General features: G+C 63.6%; 20 protein-coding genes. 15 read left to right on the top strand and 5 right to left on the bottom strand.

The features are described 5' to 3' along the window. From F759_RS0108620 to F759_RS0108600, 5 genes are all read right to left on the bottom strand, one after another. On the bottom strand, positions 1–359 hold a 359-nt coding region (locus tag F759_RS0108620), incomplete at its 3' end, for a pyridoxal-phosphate dependent enzyme (protein WP_027799496.1). A gap of 109 nt (positions 360–468) precedes the next feature. Then, the gene (locus F759_RS0108615) at positions 469–840 is read right to left on the bottom strand and encodes a hypothetical protein (RefSeq protein WP_027799495.1); all 372 of its coding nucleotides are present in this window, start codon (positions 838–840) and stop codon (positions 469–471) included. Between the two features lie 37 nt (positions 841–877). Then, positions 878–1,054, bottom strand: coding sequence for a hypothetical protein (locus F759_RS43255; protein WP_167334014.1), 177 nt, complete (start codon positions 1,052–1,054; stop codon positions 878–880). A gap of 38 nt (positions 1,055–1,092) precedes the next feature. Further along, on the bottom strand, positions 1,093–1,311 hold the full coding sequence (locus F759_RS0108605) for a hypothetical protein (protein WP_027799494.1): 219 nt from the start codon (positions 1,309–1,311) through the stop codon (positions 1,093–1,095). A 100-nt stretch (positions 1,312–1,411) separates the two neighbouring features. Further along, positions 1,412–1,927, bottom strand: coding sequence for a hypothetical protein (locus tag F759_RS0108600; RefSeq protein WP_027799493.1), 516 nt, complete (start codon positions 1,925–1,927; stop codon positions 1,412–1,414). Between F759_RS0108600 and F759_RS37455 the strand changes: the two genes are divergently transcribed. From F759_RS37455 to clsB, 15 genes are all read left to right on the top strand, one after another. After that, positions 1,926–3,272 (top strand): SDR family oxidoreductase, encoded by a 1,347-nt coding sequence (locus tag F759_RS37455; protein ID WP_036023866.1) that lies wholly within the window; start codon positions 1,926–1,928, stop codon positions 3,270–3,272. The genes F759_RS0108600 and F759_RS37455 overlap by 2 nt on opposite strands. Further along, positions 3,273–3,737 carry a DUF2269 family protein gene (locus tag F759_RS0108590; RefSeq protein ID WP_027799492.1) on the top strand — a complete coding sequence of 155 codons (465 nt, stop codon included), beginning with the start codon at positions 3,273–3,275 and terminating at the stop codon, positions 3,735–3,737. 386 nt (positions 3,738–4,123) lie between these two features. Then, positions 4,124–8,218 (top strand): DUF3683 domain-containing protein, encoded by a 4,095-nt coding sequence (locus F759_RS0108585; protein WP_027799491.1) that lies wholly within the window; start codon positions 4,124–4,126, stop codon positions 8,216–8,218. 34 nt (positions 8,219–8,252) lie between these two features. Next, the gene (locus F759_RS0108580) at positions 8,253–8,681 is read left to right on the top strand and encodes an HIT family protein (RefSeq protein ID WP_020069622.1); all 429 of its coding nucleotides are present in this window, start codon (positions 8,253–8,255) and stop codon (positions 8,679–8,681) included. A 78-nt stretch (positions 8,682–8,759) separates the two neighbouring features. Then, positions 8,760–9,173, top strand: coding sequence for a gamma-butyrobetaine hydroxylase-like domain-containing protein (locus F759_RS0108575; protein WP_027799490.1), 414 nt, complete (start codon positions 8,760–8,762; stop codon positions 9,171–9,173). Between the two features lie 66 nt (positions 9,174–9,239). Continuing rightward, positions 9,240–9,971: a bifunctional demethylmenaquinone methyltransferase/2-methoxy-6-polyprenyl-1,4-benzoquinol methylase UbiE gene (gene ubiE, locus F759_RS0108570; protein ID WP_027799489.1), complete on the top strand. Its 732-nt coding sequence runs from the start codon at positions 9,240–9,242 to the stop codon at positions 9,969–9,971. A 37-nt stretch (positions 9,972–10,008) separates the two neighbouring features. Beyond that, a complete protein-coding gene (locus tag F759_RS0108565) occupies positions 10,009–10,998 on the top strand; it encodes a Tim44 domain-containing protein (protein ID WP_027799488.1) in 990 nt (329 codons plus the stop codon). 165 nt (positions 10,999–11,163) lie between these two features. Further along, on the top strand, positions 11,164–11,808 hold the full coding sequence (locus F759_RS0108560) for a ubiquinone biosynthesis accessory factor UbiJ (protein ID WP_027799487.1): 645 nt from the start codon (positions 11,164–11,166) through the stop codon (positions 11,806–11,808). A gap of 15 nt (positions 11,809–11,823) precedes the next feature. Further along, positions 11,824–13,401, top strand: coding sequence for a ubiquinone biosynthesis regulatory protein kinase UbiB (gene ubiB, locus F759_RS0108555; RefSeq protein WP_027799486.1), 1,578 nt, complete (start codon positions 11,824–11,826; stop codon positions 13,399–13,401). A 19-nt stretch (positions 13,402–13,420) separates the two neighbouring features. Continuing rightward, on the top strand, positions 13,421–14,044 hold the full coding sequence (locus F759_RS0108550; RefSeq protein ID WP_027799485.1) for a methyltransferase domain-containing protein: 624 nt from the start codon (positions 13,421–13,423) through the stop codon (positions 14,042–14,044). A 240-nt stretch (positions 14,045–14,284) separates the two neighbouring features. Then, positions 14,285–14,665, top strand: coding sequence for an FmdB family zinc ribbon protein (locus tag F759_RS0108545; RefSeq protein ID WP_027799484.1), 381 nt, complete (start codon positions 14,285–14,287; stop codon positions 14,663–14,665). A 72-nt stretch (positions 14,666–14,737) separates the two neighbouring features. After that, positions 14,738–15,391, top strand: coding sequence for a DUF502 domain-containing protein (locus F759_RS0108540; protein ID WP_027799483.1), 654 nt, complete (start codon positions 14,738–14,740; stop codon positions 15,389–15,391). 76 nt (positions 15,392–15,467) lie between these two features. Continuing rightward, positions 15,468–17,267: an aspartate--tRNA ligase gene (gene aspS, locus F759_RS0108535; RefSeq protein ID WP_027799482.1), complete on the top strand. Its 1,800-nt coding sequence runs from the start codon at positions 15,468–15,470 to the stop codon at positions 17,265–17,267. Between the two features lie 191 nt (positions 17,268–17,458). Continuing rightward, entirely contained in the window at positions 17,459–17,944 is a 486-nt protein-coding gene (gene nudB / locus F759_RS0108530; protein ID WP_027799481.1) for a dihydroneopterin triphosphate diphosphatase, read from the top strand. Further along, complete coding sequence (gene clsB, locus F759_RS0108525) at positions 17,941–19,200, top strand: cardiolipin synthase ClsB (RefSeq protein ID WP_027799480.1); 1,260 nt, start codon at positions 17,941–17,943, stop codon at positions 19,198–19,200. Before nudB ends, clsB begins: the two co-directional genes overlap by 4 nt. Positions 19,201–19,245: the final 45 nt, after the last annotated feature.

Below are 19,245 nucleotides of genomic sequence, written 5' to 3'. Positions count from 1 at the left end.
TCGACGGTCGGGCCGCCGTGGGCGCGCACTGCATCGACCTTGACCTGGGGCGTGGTCACCGGCACGACGATGATCGCCTTCACGCCCATGCGCGCCGCCGAAAGCGCGACGCCCTGCGCATNATTGCCCGCCGACGCGGTGATCACGCCGCGCGTGAGCGCCTCGGCCGGAATATGCGCCATCTTGTTGTACGCGCCGCGCACCTTGAACGAGAACACCGGCTGGTTGTCCTCGCGCTTCAGATAGACCGGATTGCGCAGGCGCGCCGACAGTTGCGGCGCGCGTTCGAGTTCGGTCTCGCGGGCCACGTCGTAGACGCGTGCGGTGAGGGTTTTCTTCAGGTAGTCGTGGGAGGCCATGCGGGTGGCGCGATGCGCTCTGGAAGGCGGGAAAGCATCAATGATAGCGCCAACGCCGCGTGCACTGGCCTCACAGCTTGTCGGCCCCGCTCGCTCTAACACAGGCAGGCTAGAAAATATGCGGCGGCCTGCCGTTGGTGAGTTCGCGCGGCAGCGGTTCGTCGAGCTGCCATTCGACATGCGGCAGCGCGAACAGGTCGCCATGAAAATCGACAGGGCCCTCGCTCGTGAAGAGTCCGTCGAGATAATCGAATTTCAGTTGCGATGAAACGGCGCGCAACGCTGCCTCGACCGAACGCGACGGTTGCAGATCGGGCGGATCGACATCGAGCCGCACGGTGTACCGGTCGCCTTTCGTTTCGAGGGCGCCGATGTCGATCAGCTTGCCGTCCGGGTTTTGCGCAATGACGCGCTCGCCGTTGGCGAACAGCTTGAATGTGGCCCGAAGCGCCGCGGACGCGGCGGGTTGCTTGCTTGCCATCGCGATTCTCCTTGTGATCTTGCGTCGCCGATGTGGTTCAGCCGGCTTCGCCGACTTCTTTCGGATCGGGCAGGTTCTCGCCGCGACCGGGCGTAGGCGGTGCGGGCTCGTTGTTCGCCGATTGCTTCTGTTCTTCGGAGAGATGCCGGTCGCCAGCAGTCGGGTCATTCGGCGTTTGACGCGGCGGGGTTGGTCGGGCGGATTCGCTTGTCATCAGTCACTCCTTGTCGTGTCGAACCGTGAAAATCGTGCTCAGTCCGGCGAGCGCGTGCGGTCAGCGTCGCTTTGCGTGCCTGGCGGCGTGCCGGGCTTGGTGTCGGTGCCGGCGGTCGGTGCCACGTCTTCCATGCGTCGACTTCCGGCTTCGCCTTCGGGCCGTTCATCCGAGCCGTCGCTGGGGATGTTCTCTGTATGGCCGGGAGCAGGTTGCTGCTCGATATGCTCGGTGTTCTTCGTGTCGGGGTCGGACATCAGGGGCCTCCGTGGATTGTCGGTTCCTTCCAGCGAAATTCAGCATTCCGCGTGCCGCAGCCGCAGCCGCAGCCTCGTGCCGCGTCTTGTCGCCGGGCTTCTATCGACGTTCGCGCCGCTGTCGCCGGCACACATCTTCGACGACGAACGGCGCGACCAGCCCAGCGCCGAATGCAACGTAGACCGCTGCAATGTGCGGCACCCCCAAATGAAACTCGAAGCCCGGCGTGAAGCGCTTCGGCACGACCACGTAGTCGCTGAACGCCGCCACGAGCGTCAAGGCGCTTGCAAGCGCGAAGCGTTGACGGTGCTCCGAGCGCGAGTCGCGGCAGGGCTCGGCGGACTCCTGAATGGCGGCAAGCGTGAAGGCATTCACCGCAGCCCATCCAATCGACATCAGGTGATGAATCGCAAGCCCCGTCACCAGGTGACGTGGGCGCGGGCGCGCCGTCTGGTTCGCTTCTTGCGGCCACACCCAGTGACTGACGGCGCTCACGGGCGCCGACGAGCGCTTGCCGACGAGGCGTGCGCAGGCGCCGAGCGCCAACGTCGAGAGCACGCCTGCAACGAGGCCAGGCAGCACGATGTCTTCCAACGGTCTAACGTCCAGATCCATGATGATTTTCCTTGCGGGTGCTACCGGCATGATTGGAGCGCGAGTCGCGGATGCGCTTGTCGCGGCCGGCCACCCGGTGGTGTGCGGCGTGCGCGATCCCGTTCGCGCCGCGCAGCGCCTGCGCGGTTGCCGGCTGCTCTACGTCGACTTCTCAGCTCTTCGCGATGTAGCAAGCTTGGTGCCGCTGCTGGAGGACGTCGATGTCGTGATCAATGCCGTGGGCATTTTTAACGATGCGACCGGCAAGGAATTCCGGCAATTGCATACCGACGCGCCGATCGCGCTGTTCAAAGCCGCCGCGGCGGCGGGCGTGCGGCGCATCGTGCAGATTTCCGCCCTTGGCGCCGATGCCGACGCCCAAAGCGCGTATCACCGCAGCAAGCTCGCCGCCGACGAGGCGCTGCTCGCGCTGCCGGTGTCGTCGTTGATCGTGCAGCCGTCGCTCGTGTTCGCGCCCGAGGGGCGCAGCACACAATTTTTCGCGGCATGGGCCACGTTGCCGGTCGTGCCGCTGCCAGGCGCCGGCGCACAGCGTATCCAGCCGGTCCATATCGACGATGTGGTCGAGCTGATCGTGGCGGGCGCGCTCGCCGCGCCGGCTGGCGATACGCCGGCCGCTGCGGCTCCACTGCCTCGGCGGGTCGCCGCCGTCGGCAAGGAGCCGATGACGCTGAAAGAATATCTCGGCGTCTTGCGGCGCGTCGCCGGCGGCTCGCGTGGATGGTTCGTGCCGGTGCCGATGGCGCTCGTCAGGCTCGCAACCCGCGTGGGCGCGCTGCTTCCCGGTTCGTTGATGAATGCCGATGCGCTCGCGATGCTGGAGCGCGGCAACGTCGCGTCGACGGAGCGCTTCGAGCGCGTGCTCGGCAGGCCGCCGCGCGCGCTGTCGGAGATGCCCGCCGCGCGTGAGCGTTTTGGCATGCCGGCTCGCTTGATGTGGCTGCTGCCGTTGCTGCGCGCGTCGATTGCAGCCGTGTGGATCTGGACGGCGATCGTGTCGGCGGGTTTGTATCCGCGCGCGGCGAGCCTCGAACTTCTCGCGCGAGTCGGTGCGCCCGCGGCGCTCGGCCCCTTGCTGCTGTACGGCGCGGCGTTCCTCGATCTCGTTTTCGGCGTGCTGTCGCTGGCGTGGCCGCGCCGCCTCGGTCCACGCGCCCGCTTGTGGATGCTGCAAATCGTCCTGATCGTGCTTTATACGGCGCTGATCAGCTGGCGCTTGCCGGAGTTCTGGCTACATCCGTATGGACCGCTATCGAAGAACCTGCCCATGATCGCGCTGCTGACCCTGCTGATCCAGTTCGACGGCGGGTCAGGCGGCCAATCCGACCGGGTCCAGAGTGCATGAATGACTTACCTCGTCATTAAATGGCTGCACGTGCTGTCTTCCACGATTCTGTTCGGCACAGGCATCGGTTCCGCGTTCTACATGCTGTTGACCAGTCTCGGCCGCGATGCAAAGACGGTTGCACGCGTCACGAAGCTGGTCGTGATCGCCGACTGGCTGTTCACCACGCCCACCGCTATTCTCCAACCCGCAACCGGCCTTTACCTCGCGCATCTAGCGAATATGCGGCTCGGCAGCCGATGGCTCGCCTGGTCGATCGCGCTGTATGTGCTCGCAATCGCCTGCTGGCTGCCGGTCGTGTTTCTGCAGATGCGTCTCGCCGCGTCGGCCCGCATGAGTGCCGACACGGGCCGCCCGTTGAGCGCCGCATATTGGCGGATGCTGTCGATATGGGTCGCGCTCGGCGCGGTGGCATTCTTTGCGTTCGTCGGCATCTTCTGGCTGATGGTGACGAAAGTCGCCTGATCGAGACGCGGTGGTCGACGGCGCGGCACGCGCCGCAGCGCGGCCTGCGGGCCGTCAACCGCGCCGCGGCTCCGATTTCAGCCGTCAACGCCTCACGGGCCGATGCGGTAGAATTCCATTTTGGAATAAGGATCGGAAGATGCACTGGCAGCCTCGGATCGCCCACTTGATGCCCGTCCCGCGTGAGTCTTGCCCCGCGGCGGAGCGTCATGTCCGCCACGCACGATCGTGTAGCAGTATCTGAGCGCCGCGAAGCGACCGACGTGGGTAAGGCCGTCGGTGGTGCTTCGCTCCCCAAGAAGATTTCCAAGCATTGCGCCCCACGCGCACCGTCAGTCGGCGCCTCGACATGAGCGCGCCGGACCGACCCACCGAGTCGTCCAAACATGAACGCACCTCAAGTTTTCGATCCGCACGGAGCCGCCGTCGCGGTGGCCGCCGATCCCGAAGCGCGCCTGCGCGAAATTCCCTATAACTACACGTCGTTTTCCGACCGCGAAATCGTCATCCGCCTGTTAGGCGACGACGCCTGGGCGGCGCTGGCCGAACTGCGCGCGGAGCGCCGCACCGGCCGCTCGGCGCGCATGCTCTACGAAGTGCTCGGCGACATCTGGGTGGTGCGCCGCAATCCGTATCTACAAGACGATCTGCTCGACAACCCGAAGCGCCGCGCGATGCTGATCGAGGCGTTGCATCACCGCCTGTCGGAAATCGAGAAGCGCCGCCGCGCCGATCTGACCGAACATGGCGACGAAGCGGGCGTCGACCGTGCTGCACGCGTCGAAACACTGGTGCAGGCCGCGCGCCGCGCCGTCGACGAGTTCGAAAGCGAATTCCAGAAGACTTACGATCTGCGCCGCCGCGCGACCAAGGTGCTCGGCCGCGTCACCGAAAAAGACAACATCAAGTTCGACGGTTTGTCCCGTGTGTCGCACGTGACCGACGCCACCGACTGGCGCGTCGAGTATCCGTTCGTCGTACTGACGCCGGATACCGAAGCCGAAATCGCCGGCATGATCAAGGCGTGCTTCGAGCTCGGGCTGACCGTGATTCCGCGCGGAGGCGGCACCGGCTACACGGGCGGCGCAGTGCCGCTCACGCCGTTCTCGGCCGTCATCAACACCGAAAAGCTCGAACAGCTCGGCGCGGTGGAAATGACCGAACTGCCGGGCGTCGACCGTAAAGTGCCGACTATTTTTTCGGGCGCGGGCGTAGTTACCCGCCGCGTGACCGAAGCCGCCGAGCAGGCCGGCTTCGTGTTCGCCGTCGATCCGACCTCGCTGGATGCGTCCTGCGTCGGTGGCAACGTCGCGATGAACGCGGGCGGCAAGAAGGCTGTCCTGTGGGGCACGGCGCTCGATAACCTCGCCTGGTGGCGCATGGTCGACCCGGAAGGGAACTGGCTCGAAGTCACGCGTCTGGATCACAACCTCGGCAAGATTCACGATATCGAAGTCGCGCGTTTCCAGCTGAAATGGTTCGACGGCAACTACGCGCCGGGGGAAAAGCTGCTGCGCACCGAAGCGCTGGACATCAAGGGCCGCGTGTTCCGTAAGGAAGGTCTTGGCAAGGACGTCACGGATAAATTCCTCGCCGGTCTGCCTGGCGTGCAAAAAGAAGGCTGCGACGGGCTGATTACGTCCGCGCGCTGGGTGCTGCACAAGATGCCCGCGCATACGCGCACCGTCTGCCTCGAATTTTTCGGCCAGGCGCGCGAGGCGATTCCGAGCATCGTCGAAATCAAAGATTATCTGTTCGAAACGTCGAAGCAGGGCGGCGCGGTTCTCGCCGGCCTCGAACACCTCGACGAACGCTATTTGCGCGCGGTCGGCTACGCGACCAAGAGCAAGCGCAACGCGTTTCCGAAGATGGTGCTGATCGGCGACATCGTCGGCAATGATGCGGATGCGGTGGCGCAGGCCACGTCGGAAGTCGTGCGCATGGCCAACGGCAAGAGCGGCGAGGGCTTTGTCGCCGTGAGCGCCGAGGCGCGCAAGCGCTTCTGGCTCGACCGTAGCCGCACGGCCGCAATCGCCAAGCACACCAACGCGTTCAAGATCAACGAAGACGTGGTGATTCCGCTCGACCGCATGGGCGAGTACACGGACGGCATCGAGCGGATCAACATCGAACTGTCGATCAAGAACAAGCTGCAACTGGTCGACTCGCTCGAAGCGTTTTTCAAGGCGGGCAAGCTGCCGCTCGGCAAGAGCGACGACGCCAATGAAATTCCGAGCGCCGAATTGCTGGAAGACCGCGTTCAACAGGCGCTCGACTTGTTAAAGCGTGTGCGCACGCGCTGGGAATTCCTGCGCGACAAGCTGGATCTGTCGTTGCGCGAGGCGCAGCACTATCTGGTCGGCCTCGGTTACGAAGCGCTCGCCGAGAAATTTGCGGACCGCGTCGATGCGCAGCCCGGCGCAACGGTGTTCGATGTCACACAGGACCGAACGATCCGCGTGTCCTGGAAGCAGGAGATTCGCGCCGAGTTGCGGCAGATCTTCAACGGCGGTGAGTTCAAGCCGATCCTCGACGAAGCCCAGGCGATCCACAAGCAGGTGCTGCGTGGCCGCGTGTTCGTCGCGCTGCACATGCACGCGGGCGACGGCAACGTGCACACCAACCTGCCGGTCAACTCCGACAACTACGAGATGCTGCAGGACGCCCATACGGCGGTGGCTCGCATCATGAAGCTCGCGCGCTCGCTCGATGGCGTGATTTCCGGCGAGCACGGCATCGGCATCACCAAACTCGAATTCCTGACCGACGACGAAATCGGCGAATTCCGCGCTTATAAACAGCGCGTCGATCCGCATGGTCGCTTCAATGCGGGCAAGCTGCTCGAAGGCGCCGATCTGCGCAATGCCTACACGCCGAGCTTCGGCCTGATGGGTTATGAATCGCTGATCATGCAGCAGAGCGACATCGGCGCGATTTCCGAGTCGATCAAGGACTGCCTGCGCTGCGGCAAGTGCAAGCCGGTGTGCGCGACCCACGTGCCGCGCGCGAACCTGCTGTACAGCCCGCGCAACAAGATTCTCGCGACCTCGTTGCTGGTCGAGGCGTTCCTGTATGAAGAGCAGACGCGCCGCGGTGTGTCGATCAAGCACTGGGACGAGTTCAACGACGTCGCCGATCACTGCACCGTGTGCCACAAATGCGTGACGCCGTGTCCGGTGAAGATCGACTTCGGCGACGTGACCATGAACATGCGCAACCTGCTGCGCAAGATGGGCAAGAAGAAATTCAATCCGGGCAACGCGGCCGGCATGTTCTTCCTCAACGCGACGAATCCGCAAACCATCAATCTCGCGCGCACGGCGATGATGGGTATCGGCTACAAGGCGCAGCGCCTCGGCAACGACGTGCTGAAGAAGTTCGCGAAGAAGCAGACGGCGCACCCGCCCGCGACGGTCGGCAAGCCGCCGGTCACGCAGCAGGTGATCCATTTCATGAACAAGAAGATGCCGGGCAATCTGCCGAAGAAAACCGCGCGCGCGTTGCTCGATATCGAGGACAACAAGATCGTCCCGATCATCCGCAATCCGAAGACGACCACGGCCGACACGGAAGCGGTGTTCTACTTCCCTGGCTGCGGCTCCGAGCGGTTGTTCTCGCAAGTCGGCCTCGCGACGCAGGCGATGCTGTGGGAAGCGGGTGTGCAAACCGTGCTGCCGCCGGGCTATCTGTGCTGCGGCTATCCGCAGCGCGGCTCAGGCCAATTCGACAAGGCCGAGCAGATCGTCACGGATAACCGCGTGCTGTTTCACCGCGTCGCGAATACGCTGAACTATCTCGACATCAAGACGGTGGTGGTGTCGTGCGGTACGTGCTACGACCAGCTCGCCGGTTATGAATTCGACAAGATTTTCCCGGGTTGCCGGATCATCGACATTCATGAGTTTCTGCTCGAAAAAGGCATGAAGCTCGACGGCGTGAACGGCGTGCGCTACATGTATCACGACCCGTGCCACACGCCGATCAAGACGATGGACCCGGTCAAGCTCGTGAACTCGCTGATGGGCTCGGAGAAAGACGGCTACAAGATCGAGAAGAACGATCGCTGCTGCGGTGAGTCGGGCACGCTCGCGGTTACGCGTCCTGATATTTCGACGCAGGTGCGATTCCGCAAGGAAGAGGAAATCCGCAAGGGCGCTGCGAAATTGCGCGGCATTCCGCTGCTCGCCGAAGCCGGCGCGAACGGGATCAACCCGGCCAATGCATCGGCCGGCACGGCGGGTGCCGCGAACGGCTCCGTGCTGAAGGCCGGCGACGGTCCGCAACCGAAGGGCGCCACCGACGTGAAGATCCTGACGAGCTGCCCGTCGTGCCTGCAAGGTCTGTCGCGTTACAACGAAGACGCGGGCATCGAGGCGGATTACATCGTCGTCGAAATGGCGCGTCATGTGCTCGGAGAAGACTGGATGGTCGACTACGTGCAGCGGGCGAACAATGGCGGAATCGAGCGCGTGCTGGTTTAATGGTACGACTGACGATTTTTGCCTGAGGACGACGATGGATTGCGTTTTTTGCCGTGAAGATGGCGGCGATGTGCTGTGGCAGGACGACACCTTGCGTGTCGTCCTTGCCGACGAACACGATTACCCGGGCTTTTGCCGCGTGATCTGGAATGAGCACGTCGCGGAGTTCTCGGACCTCGACGCCGCTGGCCGCGATCGCGTGATGAAGGCCGTGTACGCCGTGGAGCGCGCGATGCGGCGCATCCTTCAGCCGGCGAAGGTAAATCTCGCGAGCCTCGGCAACCAGGTGCCGCATGTGCACTGGCACGTAATTCCGCGTTTCTCGAATGACGCTCATTTTCCGCTGCCTATCTGGGCGCCGCGCCAGCGCACGGTGTCCGAAGCGATGCTGTCGTCGCGCCGCGCGCAGGCCACGTTGCTGCGCGAAGCGGTGCGGCAGGAAATCGAACAGGCTCTTGGCTGAGCGCCACTAACCATCGCTTCGCGCCATGCCGTCTCCGGGGCGACTTTCGGTGCGGCGGTGCTTTCTTATGAGGCCATCATGAGCGGATTGACTCCCGATACGCCGGTGCCGACCGGCGTTGTCGTGCATTCGAAGTCGCGCGTGCTCGAATTGCAGTACGCAAGCGGCGAATCGTATCGGCTGCCGTTCGAACTGCTGCGCGTGTATTCGCCGTCGGCGGAAGTGCAGGGCCACGGTCCCGGCCAGCAAACGCTGCAAACCGGCAAACGCGACGTCACGATTACGATGATCGAGGGCGTCGGCAACTATGCGATCCAGCCGACGTTCTCGGACGGGCACTCCACCGGCATCTATTCGTGGGACCTGCTCTACGATCTCGCGCGGCGGCAGGATGAACTCTGGCGCGCGTATCTCGACAAACTGGCGGCGGCGGGCGTCGACCGCGATGCGCCGATGGCTACAGCCGGCGCTGCGCACGGTCACCGTCACTGATACGATTCGCCTGACCCGCCGCACTGATGCGGCGCAACATTCAGAATACGCGAAAGGACAAGCGCGATGAGCAAAACCCACTTCGGCTTTCAATCGGTCGACGAACAGGAAAAGGCGCAGAAGGTGGCGGGCGTATTCCACTCGGTTGCCGCCAACTACGACTTGATGAACGACCTGATGTCGGGCGGATTGCACCGGGCGTGGAAGATGTTCACGATCGCCCAGGCCAACGTGCGCCCGGGCTTCAAGGTGCTCGACATCGCGGGCGGCACGGGCGATCTGTCCAAGGCGTTCGCGAAGCAGGCGGGCGAAACGGGCGAAGTCTGGCACACGGACATCAATGAATCGATGCTGCGCGTGGGCCGCGACCGTCTGCTCGACAAGGGCGTGATCACGCCGGCGCTGCTGTGCGACGCCGAGAAGATTCCTTTCCCCGACAACTACTTCGACGTGGTGACGGTGGCATTCGGCTTGCGCAACATGACGCATAAGGACGTCGCGTTGGCGGAAATGCGCCGTGTCCTCAAGCCGGCAGGGCGTCTCCTCGTTCTGGAATTCTCGAAGGTATGGAACCCGCTGAAAAAAGCCTACGATGTCTATTCGTTCAAGGTCTTGCCGTGGCTCGGCGAGCGCTTTGCGAGAGACGCGGAAAGCTACCGCTACCTCGCGGAATCAATCCGGATGCATCCGGACCAGGAAACCTTAAAAACAATGATGGAACAAGCTGGCCTTGATGGCGTCAAATATTACAATTTGTCAGCTGGCGTGGTAGCTTTACATGTGGGAACCAAATACTAGGGTTCCTAACCCATCGTTTTTAAAGGAAAGTACCAAAATGTCCGATTCAGTTGCGTTATCTCCCCGTAAGGTTAAGCGGTCGCTGGTGAGACGAATCGGACTGATCGCGATGGTCGGTCTGATCGTGGCCGGCTCCGTCGCCTCGCTCGATGCGGAAGCCCGCCGCATGGGCGGTGGCCGTAGTTTTGGCCGTCAGTCGAACACCGTTCAGCAACAGGCTGCGCCGCAGCCTTCCCCGAGCAACCCGGCCATGCAGCAGCGCGCGCAACCCGCGCCTGCGCCAGCGCCGGCTCCTGCCGCGCAGCCTAACCGTTCGCGCTGGCTCGGGCCGATCGCCGGTCTCGCAGCCGGTCTCGGTATCGCCGCGTTGCTGTCGCACTTTGGTCTGGGCGGCGCGTTCGCGGGCGCAATGGCCAACATCATCGTTATCGCGCTGCTCGCAATGATCGGCATCTGGCTGATCCGCCGCTTCATGGGCCGCAAGCGCGATACGTCGCAGCCGGCTTACGCGGGCCAGTCGCCGTCGCTGAACTCGGGTGCCACGGGCTACACGCAGGAGCCGCGCTACAGTGCGCCGCCTACCGGCTCGTATCTCGAACCGCAGGGCAATCCGCTGAGCACGCCGTCCGTCAATGCAACGCCGAGCGTACCGGCGGGCTTCGACTCCGAAGCGTTCCTGCGCAACGCAAAGGTGTACTTCGTGCGACTGCAAGCCGCATGGGACGCCGGCAACATGGACGACATTCGCGAATTCACCACGCCGGAAATGTTCGCCGAGATCAGGGTCGATCTCGCTTCGCGTGGCACGCAGTCGAACCAGACGGACGTGGTGCAGTTGAACGCCGATCTGCTGGGCGTCGAAGAGCGTGCGAGCGAATACTTTGCGAGCGTGCGCTTCTCCGGTCTGATCCGCGAAGCGCCAGGCGCGGCGGCCGAGCCGTTCGTCGAAGTGTGGAATCTGTCGAAGGCGAACCGCGCCGGCGAGGGCTGGTTGCTTGCTGGCATCCAGCAACTCGCGCAGCACTGAGATGGCGCACGCGCGCGGCGGCGGCCGCCTCGCGTTCGCCTGCAACCGTGGCGCGCGCTTAGCCCTCAGTTAGCCGTTCAGCCGAGCAAGCCGCGAAGCGAACGGACGTTACAATAGGAACCCGCGCGAGCACTCGCTCGCGCGGGTTTTTTCTTGCCACTGTCAATGACCCTCGCCGCCAAGCCTTTCGCCGCTGCTGTCAACCATCTGCTCGCTCGCGAATCGTGGGCCCGCGAGCGCCTTGCCCCTTATGCGGGCAAGACCGCCAGACTGTCGTCGCCCCCTGTCGTGCTGATGCTGCTGGTGCAGCCGGACGGCTATTTGACCACGGTCAGCGCAAGCGACGCGCAGCAGTTCGACGTCGCTCTTTCGGTCCCGTCCGACGCGTTGTCCGCCTTCGTGCAGGGCGGCCAGGCGGCCGTCATGAAACACGTGAAGATCGAAGGCGACGCCGAGTTCGCCACCGTCATCGCCAAGCTGGCCGAACACCTGCGCTGGGAGCCGGAGGAGGATCTGGCGAAGCTGATCGGCGACGGTCCGGCGTGGCGCGTTGCGTCGATCGTGCGCACGGTCGGCGGACATGTGCAGCGCACCGGCCGCAATTTGCTCGATACGGCCGCCGAATATCTGCTGGACGAGAACCCGCAACTCGTGCGCCGCAGCGCGCTCGAGGACTTCAGCGCCGAACTCGCGCAAGCCCGTGACGCGCTGGCCCGAGTGGAAAAACGTATCCAGCGTCTTGAACAGAAGGTCGAAGCCCGCGGCGCGGATATGCCGGGCGGCGCCGCCACGTTGCGCGGCACGCGCTAGTCACCGGGCACAACTATGCGTTTTCTGCGTTTCCTCAAGATCTTTTTCACGGTTATCCGCTTCGGTCTCGACGAGATGATGCTCGGCCGCATCAAAGACCGGCGCGTGCGCATGCTGCTGCGTATCACCACCATTGGACGGAAGTTCGACGCGCCGCCGGGCGTTCGTTTGCGGCTCGCGCTGGAAAGCCTTGGGCCGATCTTCGTCAAGTTTGGGCAGGTGTTGTCGACGCGGCGCGACCTGTTGCCGGTGGATATCGCCAACGAACTCGCGAAGCTGCAAGACCAGGTGCCGCCGTTCGATTCCGCGGTGGCGATCGGGCTGGTCGAGAAGTCGCTAGGCGCACCGGTCGACGTGCTGTTCGACGATTTCGAGCGGGTGCCTGTGGCGAGCGCGTCGATCGCGCAGGTGCATTTCGCGAGGGTGAAGGCGGGGCAGCATGCCGGCAAGGCCGTCGCCGTGAAGGTGCTGCGTCCGAATATGCTGCCTGTGATCGATTCGGATCTCGCGTTGCTGCGCGACATCGCCGTATGGGCCGAGCGTCTGTGGGCGGACGGCAAGCGCCTGAAGCCGCGCGAGGTGGTCGCGGAATTCGACAAGTATCTGCACGACGAACTCGATCTGATGCGCGAGGCCGCCAATGGCAGCCAGCTGCGCCGTAATTTTGCCGGTCTCGATCTGCTGCTCGTGCCGGAAATGTATTGGGAGTTCTGCACGCCCACCGTGCTCGTGATGGAGCGCATGGTCGGTGTGCCGATCAGCCAGGTCGATACGCTGCGGGCGGCGGGCGTGGATATTCCGAAGCTCGCGCGCGAAGGCGTCGAAATTTTCTTCACGCAAGTGTTCCGCGACGGCTTTTTTCACGCGGACATGCACCCGGGCAACATTCAGGTGAGCCTCGATCCGGCACACTTCGGGCGCTATATTGCGTTGGACTTCGGCATCATCGGGGCGCTGTCTGACTTCGACAAGAACTACCTCGCGCAGAATTTTCTCGCGTTTTTCAAGCGCGACTACCATCGTGTGGCCACGCTGCATCTGGAGTCGGGCTGGGTGCCGCCGACCACGCGCGTCGAAGAGCTCGAAAGCGCGATTCGCGCCGTGTGCGAGCCATATTTCGACCGCGCGCTGAAGGACATTTCGCTAGGTCAGGTGCTGATGCGTCTTTTTTCGACGTCGCGCCGCTTCAACGTCGAGATTCAGCCGCAACTGGTTCTGCTGCAAAAGACCATGCTGAACGTCGAGGGGCTCGGCCGCTCGCTCGATCCCGAACTCGATTTGTGGAAGACGGCCAAGCCTTACCTTGAGCGCTGGATGAACGAGCAGATCGGCCTGCGCGGCTGGTACGAGCGACTGAAAATCGAGGCGCCGCAGTGGAGCAAGACGCTGCCGCAGTTGCCGCGCCTGATTCATCATGTGCTGGCCGAGCGCCACGATCACGGTCGTGTCGGGAACGACGACATGGTCCGACAGATCCTGCTCGAGCAGAAGCGTACTAACCGGCTGCTGCAGGGCTTGCTGCTGTTCGGCGTGGCGGTCGGTGTCGGTGCGGCGCTTGCGCGGGTGTTCCTCGCGCTGGCGTACGGCGCCTGATCGGAATGCGAGGCGCGCAATGAGCGATACCACCCAATCCCCGATGCCCGATTTCGAAAACCGCGATCCGAATTCGCCGGCGTTCTGGGACGAGCGTTTTGAGCGTCACTTCACGCCGTGGGATCAGGCGGGCGTGCCGTCGGCGTTTCAGTCGTTTGCGGGTCGGCATGCTGGCGAGGCGGTGCTCATTCCCGGTTGCGGCAGCGCATATGAAGCTGCGTGGCTGGCGGCCCACGGTAGCCCGGTACGCGCGATTGATTTTTCACCGGCAGCCGTTGCGGCGGCGCGCGCGCAATTGGGCGAGCAGCAGACGCAGCTTGTCGAAGAGGCCGATTTCTTCACCTACGAGCCGCCGTTCACGCCCGCATGGATTTATGAACGCGCGTTTCTGTGCGCGTTGCCAGCCGCGCGTCGCGCCGACTATGCACGGCGAATGGCGGAACTGTTGCCGGCGGGCGCGTTGCTGGCGGGATTCTTTTTCATCGGCAGGACGCCGAAGGGGCCGCCGTTCGGCATCGAACGAGGCGAGCTGCAAGCGCTGCTGACGCCAAGTTTCGAACTGATCGAAGACGATCCCGTGACCGATTCGATTCCGGTATTCGCCGGGCATGAACGGTGGCTCACGTGGCGCCGCCGCGCGTGACCGTGCGCCAAGGGGCATCGGTGGATAAAGCGGCAGTTGCGAGCGCACCTGAACCGCTCCTGGTTCGAGTAGCGCTGTCCTACCGGCGCGAGCGCGCCCTTGATTTCCCCCACGGCTGCCCCCATCTCGCGCAACGGCGGCTGCGTCGGGCGCTTACCCAAATTGCCGGGGGGCGTTGCCGTTTGCAGCTATAATTCAAGGCTTTGCAAGCGTTTACAAGATTTCAGTAGGGAAAAGGTCATGCCGATCTACGCTTATCGTTGCGAGTCATGCGGCTTCGGGAAAGACGTGCTTCAGAAAATGAGCGACGCCCAGTTGACGCAATGTCCCGAATGCGGGAAAGACACTTTTCGGAAACAGGTTACGGCCGCGGGTTTCCAGTTGAAGGGCTCCGGCTGGTACGTGACCGACTTCCGCGGCGGCAGCGGCGGCACGAACGCGTCCGCGAAGGCCGACACGGACGGCGCGCCCAACGGCGGTTCGGGCGAGAACGCCGCGGCTGCCACCAACGGCGCGGCGAAATCCGACACCGCCGCAGCCAGCACGACAGCCGCTACGCCGGTCGCGCCCGCTGCGGCGCCCGCAGTTAGCGCAGGCGCAAGCGGTTCCGGAAGCGTCTAGTGGGACTGCCGCCCTCGCGGGCGGCGCACACGCCGCGCAATGCTTCGGCGGCGCGGCTTTCTGGCGGTACACATGACGACGAAAAAAACGACACTCAAATCGGTGTTTTTGACTGGCCTGCTGGTGCTGGTGCCTTTGGCCATCACGCTGTGGGTGCTCGGTCTGATCATCGGCACGATGGATCAGACGCTGTTGCTGCTGCCGCGCGCATGGCAGCCGGAGCGCGTGTTCGGGTTCCGCCTGCCCGGGCTTGGTGCTGTGCTGACGCTCGCGTTCATCTTTGTCGTCGGGCTGTTGACCCAGAACTTCGTTGGGCAGAAGCTCGTGAAGTGGTGGGAAGTCGTGGTCGCGCACATTCCCGTCGTCGGGCCGATCTACACGAGCGTCAAACAGGTGTCCGACACCTTGCTGTCGAGCAGCGGCAACGCTTTTCGCAAGGCGCTTCTGATCGAATACCCGCGCCGCGGCTGCTATACGATCGCGTTTCTGACCGGCATTCCGGGCGGCGACGTGATCAATCACCTGAAAGAAGACCACGTCAGCGTATATGTGCCGACCACGCCGAACCCCACGTCCGGCTTCTTCCTGATGGTGCCGAGAAGCGAAGTGATCGAACTCGACATGACCGTCGACGCCGCGCTCAAGTACATCGTCTCGATGGGCGTCGTGGCGCCGTCCGCGCCTCCCGCGCCGGTGCGCCGCACGACAGTCGAGCCTCCGCTGTAATGCCGGCGCGCAGCGTTTTACGCAGTGTTCATCTGCGGCGCGCCGTTCAACCAATGCAAAACGAAAGTCAAACATCATGTCGATGAGATCTGAATACTGCGGTCTGGTGACCGAAGAACTACTGGGCCAAACCGTTTCGCTGTGCGGCTGGGTCAGCCGCCGCCGCGATCATGGTGGCGTTATCTTCATCGACCTGCGTGACCGCGAAGGCCTCGTGCAAGTCGTCTGCGACCCGGACCGCGCTGAGATGTTCAGGGCCGCCGAAGGCGTGCGCAACGAATTCTGTCTGCAGATCAAGGGCGTGGTGCGCAGCCGTCCGGAAGGCACGACGAACGCCGCGCTGAAAAGCGGCAAGATCGAAGTGCTGTGCCACGAGCTGATCGTGTTGAACGCGTCGATCACGCCGCCGTTCCAGCTCGACGACGACAACCTGTCGGAAACCACGCGTCTCACGCACCGGGTGCTCGACCTGCGCCGTCCGCAGATGCAGCACAACCTGCGTCTGCGCTATCGCGTCGCGATCGAAGTGCGCAAGTATCTGGACGCGCAAGGCTTCATCGACATCGAAACGCCGATGCTCACCAAGAGCACGCCGGAAGGCGCGCGCGACTACCTGGTGCCGTCGCGTACCAACCCCGGCCAGTTCTTCGCGCTGCCGCAATCGCCGCAACTGTTCAAGCAGCTCCTAATGGTGGCGAACTTCGATCGCTACTACCAGATCGTCAAGTGTTTCCGCGACGAAGACCTGCGCGCCGACCGGCAGCCGGAGTTCACGCAGATCGACTGCGAAACCTCGTTCCTGTCGGAACAGGAAATCCGCGATCTGTTCGAGGCGATGATCCGCCACGTGTTCAAGGAAACGATCGGCGTCGAACTGGCCGGGAAATTCCCGGTCATGGAGTATGCGGAAGCCATGCGCCGCTTCGGGTCGGACAAGCCGGACCTGCGCGTGAAGCTCGAATTCACCGACCTGACCGACGCGGTGAAGGACGTCGAGTTCAAGGTGTTCAGCACACCGGCCAACACGAAGGACGGCCGCGTTGCGGCGATCCGCGTGCCGAAGGGCGGCGAGCTTTCGCGTGGCGACATCGACAGCTACACGGAATTCGTGCGCATTTACGGCGCGAAGGGTCTCGCGTGGATCAAGGTCAATGAAGTGGCGAAGGGCCGTGACGGTCTGCAAAGCCCGATCGTCAAGAACCTGCATGACGAAGCGGTGAAGGCGATCATTGAGCGCACCGGCGCGCAAGACGGCGACATCATTTTCTTCGCGGCGGATCGCGCGAAGGTGGTGAACGACAGCCTCGGAGCGCTGCGTCTGAAGATCGGCCACTCGGAATTCGGCAAGGCCAACGGTCTGGTCGAGGTAGGCTGGAAGCCGCTGTGGGTGGTCGACTTCCCGATGTTCGAATACGACGAGGAAGACAACCGCTACGTCGCCGCGCATCACCCGTTCACGAGCCCGAAGGACGAGCACCTCGAGTACCTGGAATCGGACCCGGCGCGCTGCCTCGCGAAGGCGTACGACATGGTGCTGAACGGCTGGGAAATCGGCGGCGGCTCGGTGCGTATTCACCGCGAGGAAGTGCAGAGCAAGGTGTTCCGCGCGCTCAAGATCAACGCGGAAGAAGCGCAAGCCAAGTTCGGCTTCCTGCTCGACGCGCTGCAATACGGTGCGCCTCCGCATGGCGGTATCGCGTTCGGTCTGGACCGCATCGTCACGATGATGGCCGGCGCCGATTCGATCCGCGACGTGATCGCGTTCCCGAAGACGCAGCGCGCGCAGTGTCTGCTCACGCAGGCGCCGAGCGAAGTGGACGAGCGCCAGTTGCGCGAGTTGCACATCCGTCTGCGCACGCCTGAACCGAAAGCATAAGCTCACGCAACTCGCGGCTGCCCGTGAAGGGCAACATCGGGCAACATCGGTTCGACGAAAAAGCAAAACGAAAAAGGCGCGTCACGCGCCTTTTTCGCTTTTTGCGTTACAGTCGATGCAACAGCTTTCGCCCGTTCATTGGACCATTCGCCGACATGTACCGCGCAAGCGTTGCGCCTATTTTTCACGCCATGCCGAAACCCCCGAAGATCCCGCAGTCCGTACTCGTCGTCATTCATACGCCCTCGCTCGACGTGCTGTTGATCGAGCGCGCCGATATTCCGGGCTTCTGGCAATCGGTGACGGGTTCCAAAGACCGCCTCGATGAGCCGCTCGCCGAAACGGCAATGCGTGAAGTGGCCGAAGAGACCGGCATCGTGATCGGCAGCGCGCTGGTGCCTGAGAGCGCCTTGTTCGACTGGCAATACTCAATTGAGTACGAGATCTATCCGCAGTTCCTGCATCGCTACGGCGAAGGCGTGATCCACAACACCGAGCATTGGTTCAGCGTGCAAGTGCCCGAGCAGCTTGAAGTAACGCTCGCGCCGCGCGAGCACACCGCGTTTCTATGGCTGCCGTACGAGGAGGCGGCGTCGCGCTGCTTTTCTTCGTCGAATGCGGATGCGATCCTGCAATTGCCCAAAAGGCTGCGCGAGCGTTCGGAGTTTCGCCGATGAGCGTCGGCGGCGCACGCCGTTTCGCCCGTCTGCGGCAATCGCTGCTCGGCCGCCGCTATTGGCAGCGCTACCGCTTCACGAGTGGTAACGAAGTCAAGCTACTGCGCTCCGGCGATGAGTTCTTCAGCGCGCTGGTCGAACGCGTGGATGCCGCCGAGCGCGACGTCGTTCTCGAAACCTACATCTTTTGCTACGACGCCGCCGGACAGATGGTCGGCGCCGCGTTGCTGCGCGCGGCGGCGCGCGGTGTGCGCGTGCGCGTGATTACCGACGGCATCGGCACCGCGCACCTGCCGATGTTCGACGAGTGGGCCAGCGCGGGCATCGAGCATCGGATCTACAACCCGCACATCTTCGGGCGCTTGGGCTTTTCGCGCACGCATCGCAAGCTCGCCGTGATCGACGATCAATTCGCGTACTGCGGCGGCATCAACATCGTCGACGATTACGACAACGACGGCGAAACGCTGCCCTATCGGCGCTGGGATTTCGCGCTCGAATTGCACGGACCAGTGGTGAACGACATACGCCAGGCTTTCGACGTGCAGTGGCGGCGGATTCGCGTCGGGCATCGGCCGCTGGAATCGCTGGAGCCGGATCTCACGCCGAAGACGACGGCCTCGCTCGGCAGCTTGCGGCGTCGCCGGCGGCGCCGGAACGAGGAGCTGTGGGCGGGCGGTGAACCGTGTGTAGCGTTCGTCGCGCGCGACAACCTGATCAATCGCCGCGCGATTGAAAAGGCGTATCTGACGGCGATCGGCCAGGCTCGCCACGAGGTGCTGCTCGCGAACCCTTACTTCATGCCGGGCCGGAAGTTGCGGCGAGCGCTGGTATACGCGGCGCGGCGCGGCGTAGTGGTGAAGCTGATCATCGGGCGCAAGGAGTTCAAGGCGCTCGATTACGCGGTGCCGTTTCTGTATCGCGCGTTGCTCAGAGCTGGCGTGCAGATCGCGGAGTACGAGAAAACCCTGCTGCATGGCAAGGTCGCGGTGGTCGACTCGAAGTGGGCAACCGTGGGCTCGTCCAACCTCGACGCGCTGAGCCTGATGCTCAACAACGAAGCCAACGTCGTGCTGGTGAACGATCCGTCGATCGACGCGCTTCGCGAAGCGATCCTCACGGCCTTCAAGGACGCGCGGCGCATCGACGAAGCGCACTACGACGCGCGCCCGGCCGGCGAGCGCCTGCTCAACTGGCTGGCCTACACGACCTATCGGGCCGTGATGAAGCTGCTGACAGTGGGTGGGTACGACTAGGCAGCGGTGGCCCGCGGCCTGTAGAGCGCGGCACACGCTGATCAT

The sequence above is a fragment of the Paraburkholderia dilworthii genome, from assembly GCF_000472525.1.
GTDB classification, from domain to species: domain Bacteria; phylum Pseudomonadota; class Gammaproteobacteria; order Burkholderiales; family Burkholderiaceae; genus Paraburkholderia; species Paraburkholderia dilworthii.
This window is presented reverse-complemented; position numbering and strand designations above follow the sequence as displayed.

Excerpts from the sequence above, each read along its gene's own strand:
- F759_RS0108615 (WP_027799495.1), bottom strand. The coding sequence starts at position 840 with ATGGCAAGCAAGCAACCCGCCGCGTCCGCGGCGCTTCGGGCCACATTC.
- F759_RS43255 (WP_167334014.1), bottom strand. The coding sequence starts at position 1,054 with ATGACAAGCGAATCCGCCCGACCAACCCCGCCGCGTCAAACGCCGAAT.
- F759_RS0108605 (WP_027799494.1), bottom strand. The coding sequence starts at position 1,311 with ATGTCCGACCCCGACACGAAGAACACCGAGCATATCGAGCAGCAACCT.
- F759_RS37455 (WP_036023866.1), top strand. The coding sequence starts at position 1,926 with ATGATGATTTTCCTTGCGGGTGCTACCGGCATGATTGGAGCGCGAGTC.
- F759_RS0108600 (WP_027799493.1), bottom strand. The coding sequence starts at position 1,927 with ATGGATCTGGACGTTAGACCGTTGGAAGACATCGTGCTGCCTGGCCTC.
- F759_RS0108590 (WP_027799492.1), top strand. The coding sequence starts at position 3,273 with ATGACTTACCTCGTCATTAAATGGCTGCACGTGCTGTCTTCCACGATT.
- F759_RS0108585 (WP_027799491.1), top strand. The coding sequence starts at position 4,124 with ATGAACGCACCTCAAGTTTTCGATCCGCACGGAGCCGCCGTCGCGGTG.
- F759_RS0108580 (WP_020069622.1), top strand. The coding sequence starts at position 8,253 with ATGGATTGCGTTTTTTGCCGTGAAGATGGCGGCGATGTGCTGTGGCAG.
- F759_RS0108575 (WP_027799490.1), top strand. The coding sequence starts at position 8,760 with ATGAGCGGATTGACTCCCGATACGCCGGTGCCGACCGGCGTTGTCGTG.
- ubiE (WP_027799489.1), top strand. The coding sequence starts at position 9,240 with ATGAGCAAAACCCACTTCGGCTTTCAATCGGTCGACGAACAGGAAAAG.
- F759_RS0108565 (WP_027799488.1), top strand. The coding sequence starts at position 10,009 with ATGTCCGATTCAGTTGCGTTATCTCCCCGTAAGGTTAAGCGGTCGCTG.
- F759_RS0108560 (WP_027799487.1), top strand. The coding sequence starts at position 11,164 with ATGACCCTCGCCGCCAAGCCTTTCGCCGCTGCTGTCAACCATCTGCTC.
- ubiB (WP_027799486.1), top strand. The coding sequence starts at position 11,824 with ATGCGTTTTCTGCGTTTCCTCAAGATCTTTTTCACGGTTATCCGCTTC.
- F759_RS0108550 (WP_027799485.1), top strand. The coding sequence starts at position 13,421 with ATGAGCGATACCACCCAATCCCCGATGCCCGATTTCGAAAACCGCGAT.
- F759_RS0108545 (WP_027799484.1), top strand. The coding sequence starts at position 14,285 with ATGCCGATCTACGCTTATCGTTGCGAGTCATGCGGCTTCGGGAAAGAC.
- F759_RS0108540 (WP_027799483.1), top strand. The coding sequence starts at position 14,738 with ATGACGACGAAAAAAACGACACTCAAATCGGTGTTTTTGACTGGCCTG.
- aspS (WP_027799482.1), top strand. The coding sequence starts at position 15,468 with ATGTCGATGAGATCTGAATACTGCGGTCTGGTGACCGAAGAACTACTG.
- nudB (WP_027799481.1), top strand. The coding sequence starts at position 17,459 with ATGCCGAAACCCCCGAAGATCCCGCAGTCCGTACTCGTCGTCATTCAT.
- clsB (WP_027799480.1), top strand. The coding sequence starts at position 17,941 with ATGAGCGTCGGCGGCGCACGCCGTTTCGCCCGTCTGCGGCAATCGCTG.